The 6,234-nt window shown below is 37.6% G+C and carries 7 protein-coding genes; all 7 read left to right on the top strand.

Annotation, left to right across the window (positions count from 1 at the left end; genetic code table 11):
- Positions 1-51 precede the first annotated feature (51 nt).
- The 7 genes from QVA17_RS11990 (at position 52) to QVA17_RS11960 (ending at position 5,951) form a co-directional block, all read left to right on the top strand.
- Positions 52-1,347 carry an ankyrin repeat domain-containing protein gene (locus QVA17_RS11990; protein WP_287389187.1) on the top strand — a complete coding sequence of 432 codons (1,296 nt, stop codon included), beginning with the start codon at positions 52-54 and terminating at the stop codon, positions 1,345-1,347.
- Complete coding sequence (locus tag QVA17_RS11985; protein WP_287389185.1) at positions 1,340-2,206, top strand: radical SAM protein; 867 nt, start codon at positions 1,340-1,342, stop codon at positions 2,204-2,206. The genes QVA17_RS11990 and QVA17_RS11985 overlap by 8 nt, the downstream gene beginning before the upstream one ends.
- Positions 2,203-3,330 (top strand): ATP-binding protein, encoded by a 1,128-nt coding sequence (locus QVA17_RS11980; protein ID WP_287389184.1) that lies wholly within the window; start codon positions 2,203-2,205, stop codon positions 3,328-3,330. Before QVA17_RS11985 ends, QVA17_RS11980 begins: the two co-directional genes overlap by 4 nt.
- Positions 3,317-3,850 (top strand): hypothetical protein, encoded by a 534-nt coding sequence (locus QVA17_RS11975; RefSeq protein WP_287389182.1) that lies wholly within the window; start codon positions 3,317-3,319, stop codon positions 3,848-3,850. Before QVA17_RS11980 ends, QVA17_RS11975 begins: the two co-directional genes overlap by 14 nt.
- Positions 3,851-3,969: 119 nt before the next feature.
- On the top strand, positions 3,970-4,737 hold the full coding sequence (locus tag QVA17_RS11970; protein WP_287389180.1) for a class I SAM-dependent methyltransferase: 768 nt from the start codon (positions 3,970-3,972) through the stop codon (positions 4,735-4,737).
- A 12-nt stretch (positions 4,738-4,749) separates the two neighbouring features.
- Complete coding sequence (locus QVA17_RS11965) at positions 4,750-5,607, top strand: DegV family protein (RefSeq protein WP_287389178.1); 858 nt, start codon at positions 4,750-4,752, stop codon at positions 5,605-5,607.
- 26 nt (positions 5,608-5,633) lie between these two features.
- The gene (locus QVA17_RS11960; RefSeq protein ID WP_330635216.1) at positions 5,634-5,951 is read left to right on the top strand and encodes a NimC/NimA family protein; all 318 of its coding nucleotides are present in this window, start codon (positions 5,634-5,636) and stop codon (positions 5,949-5,951) included.
- The last annotated feature ends 283 nt before the right edge of the window (positions 5,952-6,234 follow it).

The following is a 6,234-nucleotide window of genomic DNA, read 5'->3' as shown; positions in this document are numbered from 1 at the left end:
CAGATAATGAACTAATACAAGAATAATTTACTTCAAAAAAGGGGAAAACACATGACACAAATCAATCCAACATACCTAGCATTAGGCCAGAAAATCATCAACTACAGAAACGACGCCAACATAAAGCAAGAAGAATTTGCCAAGATGTTAGGCATTAGCAGAACCACACTAAGCTTTATTGAAAATGGTACTCAGGCGCCAAATTTTGATGTGCTTATTAATCTAATCAGAATTGCACACATTGATTTCCTAGATATTATTGGCTGCAAGCAGGAGAATTACATAGTGTTAGACACTAACATTTTGCTTAATCGCCCAGAAATGCTAAACATAGTTTTAAAGGATTGCGATAAGGTCTACATTCCAGTGCCGGTTATTAAGGAGATTAATTACCAAAAGGATCACGGCAAGGATAAGTATCGTAGAAATGCTTCCCTCTGTGAAGATATTTTATTAAAGAAAAAGTCTGAAAAGCTAGATATTCACACGGATTCTAAGCTCGATGGCACTAACGATGACAAGATTTTTGACGTGGCTTTTAAACTAGCTAAGAAAAATGCATCAAGTAACGTTTACCTTTTGACTAACGACAAGGATTTTAAATTAAAGGACACTAAGAATCTAGATAATTTCAAGGTTATAAGCTCGGTTCAGTATAGCAGCATATTTTCAGAAAAAGATGGTTTTAATGAGACTTTGTCACAGAGGTTCTTCATGGCAGTTTTTAAGAAGAATCTAGAGGAAGCCAAGTCCTTAATTAAGGATAAGGAAAATGTAATCAATGTAAATGTAGTGGATGCCAGGTCAGGAAGAACTCCATTGATTGCGGCTTTGCTTAATAAAGATGAGCAAATGGTGAAGTTCTTATTAAGCCTGGATAGGATCGACGTAAACGCTGTGGATGAGAAAAAATACTTGTTTCCGCCGCTTTCCCATGTCATGCAGATGCACAATGAAAGGGATGCCATGAAGTTCGCCAGAATGCTTATTGATAAGGGTGCAAATGTAAACGAGCCCTCACAAAATGAGACTAACGCTTTCAATATGCCCCTTATGATTGCTTGCTGGCACGGACATTTTGAATGTGTAAAGCTATTGGTGGAGAACGGTGCATTTATAAATCAGCAAGATCAAAAGAATGGCTTTACAGCCCTGATTAAGGCGATTTTTAAGAATTCAGATAAAGAGATAGTCAAGTATTTGCTAGATAAAGGCGCAGACATTGACATTCTAACCTATCAAGACAAAAAGACAGCTCTTGATTACGCCTATGACACCGGCGACAGGGCGTTGATTGATTTATTGAAAGAGAAAAAGGAAGAAAGAGATAATAGAAAAAATGATTAACAGGATTTGTATTTCGACTATTAATCGCTGTAACTTGGCCTGCAAATACTGCCATTTTCACGAGAAGAGCGAGATTAAAGAAGCACAGATGGATATTTTCAAAATCCTAGACCATGTGAAGGATTATGTAAGGAAAAAGCAAGCTGAAACAAAACAATCGGAAATAAAACAAGTTGAGGAAAGTTTACCAAAGCCGCTGTTTAAGGTTGGCTTTGTGGGAAACGGCGAGGCTTTTCTTGAGTGGGACAAGCTTAAGTCCTACATCGCTTACCTTGAGGATTCGCCCGAAATTAGCGCCTACACAATTACCAACGGTACCCTTAATTTGGCGCCTAAAGACTGGAAGTTTTTAGAGGAACATAGGATAAATGTTGGCTTTTCCATTGATGGCTACAAGGAGCTCCACAACAAGAATCGCTGTAATTCCTTTGATAAGGCTATGGAAAATGTAGAAAACTACCGAAAGGCTACAGGCTATTATCCAACCTTTAATGCCACCGTTGGTAGAGATAGTTTGGAAAATGCAGACAAGGTTATAGAGTTTTTTAAAGCATTTGAGGTTCGCATTACATTTTCAAGAATGATAGGAAAATACGGCATTAGTCTAGCAGAGTATAGAGATTTTCTTAAAAAAGCTAGCAAAAGTCTAGAGGTTAGAAGTGGCGGCCTTGATTGCACCATGTATGGAGGCAAGTGCGGGGCTGGAACTAATAATTATTTCTTTGCCAATGGGAATGTGTATTTTTGCGGGAATTGCATCGACTTGCCACCAGTTGCAAAAAGTGATATTTCCTTTTTTGACCTTGAGAAAATGTCTCTAGATTTTGACAGAAACTATTGCTATAAGGAGTCTTTATGAGAGTTGCACTTTACGGCTTGCCCTGCGCGGGAAAGTCTTATATCCTTGATAGAATCAACTTTCTAGAAGTGGTTCGTGGAAGTGAGATGTTAAGAAAACTTAATCCAGATTTTCAGAATCTAAAGGATGAAGAGAAGGAAGATTTAAGAAAAGAGCTTACTAGAATTTTGAAAAAAAGAGACAATTTTATTGTGGATGGTCATTATTCTTTTGGAGATAAAATTGCTTTTACCAAGGAAGATGGTGAATTATATGATACATTTTTATATCTCTATATTTCACCTGAGATTATAAGACGTCGTATGGAATTGTCTGATAAAAACAAAAAATACTTGAGATATAATTCTGAGTCGTGGCAAAAGAAGGAAATAGAAGCCCTGCGTAAATACTGCCATCAGCAGGACAAAGACTTCTTTGTTTTAGATAATCCGCCAGATAATTTTTTTGAAAACATTTTACCGCTAGTGGAATTTATCAAAGCTATAAAGAGTGGTTTTAGCCCTAAAAACTTTGCAGGAAGATGTGCAAAAGAAATTCTAAAAGTCGCAAAGTCAGATACTATAACTCTAATGGATGGAGATAAGACCCTTACGAAAGTGGATAGTTCCCATGAGATATTTTCTTATAACACAAAGATTTATGATGGAAATTTCTATACGGGATTTCAAAGCTTAAGACAGGAGAAGGAGTTTTGTGAGATGGGGCTTGGAAGGGGAGAAGAAGGACCTGCGTTAGAGGGAACATACACAAGTGGAACTGGCCTAGAGGGTGAGGCTCTAAAGACAGCTGTTTTGTCACTTCCTTTAAACAAGCATGTCACATCCCACATCACCCTTGACACTTTCATTTTAACTTCAGGTTATGGTCTTGTTTGGGAAGCATTAGCTAATAAGATTGGCGTGAAAGCTTATTATGGTTTTGAAATGTGCGCAGAATCAAAATTTTTTATAACAAAATTCCTACAAGAGGCAGGCAAGAAGGTCATTGCCTATGGCGACAGTCTAAACGATTATTATATGCTAAAGCAGGCAGATGCTGCATTTTTAATAGCCAAAGAAGACGGAAAGTTAAGCAGATCACTTGCGGATAAGGATTTAGGAGGTATTAATATTGTACGAGCTTGAGAAAACAAAAGAGGTGGAGGAGTTAACTGCCATCACAAAATCCAATTCAGGAATATCAGGGCCTAAGCTTTGCGAGGCTCATTACGAGTTAGGAAGGCGCCTTGGGGAGGCAATTAAGCACGATTTAGAGTTAAAGGAAACTGGTCCAATAAATGCCCAAAACACTACAGTTATTGCGGTGCTTAGAGGTGGCATGTACATTAGCATAGGTCTATATGTGGCTCTTAACTGCCGCTTGGATGTCTATGATCCGAAGCATCCTGAGGACTTTAAAAGACCAGAAACGAAGTATGTAATTTACGCCGATTCGGTGATAAATTCCGGCAAGACCTTAGTGAATTTGCTTGATGAAAATGTATTTATAGCCTCTTGTGTCACAAACGAGAAGGCAGTGAAAAAGTTTGGCGATTGTCTCTATACTGCCAGAGTGTCAAAGAATTCCTTTAAAGGCTGTGCTATGAAGAAACAAAAAGGGGATAAAGGGCCAGATACAACAATGAGATTGTTTAACCAGATATAAATAATAGCTTTCATTCCCTCCATTTAATGCTATAATAAGCTTAATAGATAAATTTTTAGAGAAAAACGCAGACAGGGTAATCCGCTATATAACAGATTTTTCTTAGGGGGGATGGGCTTATGAAGGCTAATTACGAGAATTGGATGCCTAAAAATCTTATTTTTTCTAGCTTTGCAGCGTCTTTGATTTCGGCATATCTAACCTATGAGGGTTATATAAAGGAGATGAAGGCGTTGACTATAATTTTTGCCATTGTGACCTTGATTCTTTTGGGGGCGACTTGCTGGAGCATTTTGCTTTATAGGGCATTTTCCTATGACGGCAAAAGACAGCTATCAAGGCAAATCATCGAGGGTACAGCAAGTTACTTAAAGGATATCAAGGGCGACATCTTAGATGTTGGCTGCGGTAGCGGAGCTCTTTCAATTGCAGTGGCGAAGAATAATCCCGAGGCCAATATTTTCGGAGTTGATAGATGGGGTAGGGAATATGCTGCATTTTCAAAAGCATTATGTGAGGAAAATGCAAAAATAGAGGGAGTTTCAAACACTTGCTTTAGTGAAGGCAATGCCGTGAGACTTCTCTTTGAGGATGGCCGTTTTGATGCAATCGTTAGCAATTACGTATACCACAACATCACAGGAATTAATAAGCAGGAACTCCTACTTGAAAGCCTACGAACTCTAAAAAAGGGCGGAACTTTTGTGATTCATGATATTATGACAAAGAGGCGATTTGGCAACATGGAGGCTTTTGCAAAGAAGCTAAAGGCCGTGGGATATAAAGATGTAAGGCTTATTAGAACCGACGATGGCTTGTTTATGTCAAAGGCAGAGGCAAGACTTTATGGACTTAGTGGGTCCACAATCTTAATAGGGATAAAGTAACGGAGGAAAAACATGATAAAAATTATTTCTGATAGCACTTGCGATTTATCTGAAGAACTTTTGAATAAATACGACATTGACATTTTGCCACTCCATGTGGTTATGGGGGATAAGGAGTATATTGATGGTGTCAACATAAGCCCTGATGAAATCTATGTTTGGTCCGATGAACATAAGGAAACTCCTAAGACTTCCGCAGTAGGAATTGGGGAGGCAATCAATCTTTTTAGAAAATATATTGATGCCGGAGATGAAATAATTGCCTTTGCAATTTCTGAGGATATGTCCACAACTGCCAATGTTATGCGTATCGCAGCAGAAGAGTTAGAAATGGAAGATAAGATTCATGTCATAGACTCTATGAATCTTTCAACAGGCGTGGGGCATCTTGTAGTGGAGGCTGCTATTATGGCTAAAAATGGCGAATCTGCCGAAACTATCGTAAACGAAATTGAAAAAATGCGACATCGTGTAAGAGCAAGTTTCGTAATCGACACTTTAGTTTATCTTCAAAGAGGTGGCAGGTGCTCAAGCGTTGCAGCTATAGCAGGGGGGTTACTTAAGCTCCATCCAAAGATAGTTGTGGAAAATGGAAAGATGATCGCTAGTAAAAAATACAGAGGTAGCATCGATTCTGCAATTTTAAAATATGTTGCAGACCTAGAAGAAGAGCTAGCTAAGGCAAAGAAAGATAGAGTCTTTATTACACATTCAGGTTGTGATAAAGAGCTGATTGATAAGGTAAGGGAGAAACTAGAAGCCCTAAATAGATTTGATGAGATACTTGTCACAAGAGCAGGAAGTGTAATCTCAAGTCATTGTGGTCCAGGAACACTTGGGGTGTTATTTATGGAGGAGGAATATATTTAGCAACAGTAGAAGGCGATCAGCCAAGAGTGCGTCCTTTTGGAACAGCTTTATTATGTAATGATAAGCTTTATATCCAGACAGGTAAGGTTAAGGACGTTTCAAAGCAGATTGCAGCTAATCCTAAGGTAGAACTTACAGCTTTTAAAGGCGGCGAATGGATTAGAGTTTGTGGAGAATTAGTAAATGACGATTCAAAAGAAGTAAAGGAAGCAATGCTTGAAGCAATGCCAAGTCTTAAGAAAATGTATAGTGCAGATGATGATAACATGCAGATGTTATATTTTAAAAATGCAAAAGCTACATTTTGTTCATTTACTAAAGAACCAGAAACAATTGAATTCTAATCAAAGATAAACAGCAATAAGATTAGTATTTAATAGAATATATTAAAGATGAAAGCCTCATACTAAAAAGTATGGGGCTTTTAATGTAACAGAATATCTTTATACTGCGTACTTGTTGAAAATGAATTGCAAAACTATAATTGTTTTATAGATATAAGGAGAAAAATTATGGACATTGGAAATCTAAAAAATAATTACAAATTGTATGAAGGCTTTGAAGGAGAAGAAGAAATAATAATGTTTATAAAGGAAAATCCTTCCGTAAACATTCATATTTGGTGTG

The sequence above is a fragment of the Lachnospira sp. genome (assembly GCF_016290755.1).
GTDB classification, from domain to species: Bacteria; Bacillota; Clostridia; order Lachnospirales; family Lachnospiraceae; genus Lachnospira; species Lachnospira multipara.
Note: the sequence above shows the minus strand (reverse complement) of the source record. Positions and strands in the feature narration are given on the sequence as shown.